Genomic DNA, 1,447 nt, shown 5'->3' with positions numbered 1-1,447 from the left:
TGAGCATGCTTTGCGGTCTTCTTCCAGCGCTTGTTGAGAGACTGGCGCGCTAAGGCCGCAATCGGCGCCGCCAGCCGCTCGGTCTGGCCGAAATCCTGCGCGACAAGCCAGCCACGCGTCTCCACGAACCGCGCAAGATCAATGAGGAACGCCTGCACGCGCGCGCCGGCAAGAAGCGTGCGCAGCTGCTCGCGCCGTTCTCGCGCCTGCCGCGCGACCACATCGGCGAGGGCCGAAAGTCCAGGCTCGTCGGGATGCGTTTCGGCTTCCCGCCGCGCCATGTCGTTCGCCACCACATCGAGATCCCTCAGGCTCCCGACCTCCCGGCCAAGCCAACGCGCCTCGCCGTCAAGCCGTTTCATCACCGCGTTTCCCAATACGGAAGCATAGACCGAGAATGCGCTGCGCAACCGCCGCAGGCCGACCCTCAGCTGATGCGGTCCTTCGTCGTCGTCCAGCTGGCGAACGACGAGCACATTCGTGGCGATCTGATCGAGGCATTCGCGCAAGACGTCACGCGCCGCTTGCTCGGCGGTTTGCGCCGGATCCAGCAAGATATTTTGAGCGTTGCGGGGGGCAAGCGGCTGATCGATCCGCCCCTCTTCGGCTAGCAAATAGCCGCGGGCGGCCTTGGACAGTCGGGAGAACTGCAAGCCGCCATCGGGAACCAGGATTTGCGCAATATCGAATAGTCCGCTTGCATTGCCTGCAAGAAGTTCGATTTCCAACTCGGAGAGTTCAGCAGAGCGTTCGCCGGCCCGAACTTCGCCAATGTCGAGCGCGAGCTCCGCGCGCGTGCCGTCCGAAAGCGTCAGTTCGCTCGTCCTGCGCGTGATCACCGTCTCGCAAACGGGCTGAAGCGGGGCGCCGTTGACGCGGTCAACGATCTCCTCCCGAATTGATGAGTCAGTAATTGCATCGAGACACAGGCGTCCGCCAGGCGCCGGGTTCTCAATCTCGCCGACCTGCGACAGGCCGCCATGCAAGGTCGCCCTGGTTTTTACGCCCTGAATCCACCGCCGCCCATCGCGCCTGAGCCTCAGCGCAATTCCCGCTTTGTTCAGTGCGTGCTCGGGCGTGTCGAGATAAATGCTTCTGAGCGTTCTCGTGACAGGAGCGCCGTGGGTCAGCTTCGATGCCTTCACACGCGCCCAAATCTCACTCGACTTATTCTTGTCCAGCAAGAGTTTTAGCTCGATCTCGCTCATGTGACGAATTTATATCATTTTTGTAGCGGCGTGTAGCGCTCGACAGGCGCGACCGCGGCGGGTCGGTCCGGAGAGACTATGGCTGTGTTTGGTCGGACCCTTTTTTCTGCTTCTTTTTCTTCAGCACGATCGTCAGCTTATCGCCTCTTTTTGATGCCTCTACAGATTTCAACAGGCTCTCTCCAAGAGAGATGCTGCCGCCGACAGCCTCAATCCACTGCTGCAAAATTTCCGCTTCG

The 1,447-nt window shown here is 61.0% G+C and carries 1 protein-coding gene; it reads right to left on the bottom strand.

Annotation, left to right across the window (positions count from 1 at the left end; translation table 11 throughout):
- On the bottom strand, positions 1-1,208 hold a 1,208-nt coding region (locus tag NEI07_RS06685), incomplete at its 3' end, for a CYTH and CHAD domain-containing protein (protein ID WP_256033552.1).
- Between the last annotated feature and the right edge of the window lie 239 nt (positions 1,209-1,447).

Origin of the sequence: Methylocystis suflitae (assembly GCF_024448135.1) — a bacterium.
Lineage (GTDB): Bacteria > Pseudomonadota > Alphaproteobacteria > Rhizobiales > Beijerinckiaceae > Methylocystis > Methylocystis suflitae.
The sequence above is the reverse complement of the archived record's forward strand: the minus strand, read 5'-3'. Positions and strand labels throughout refer to the sequence as shown.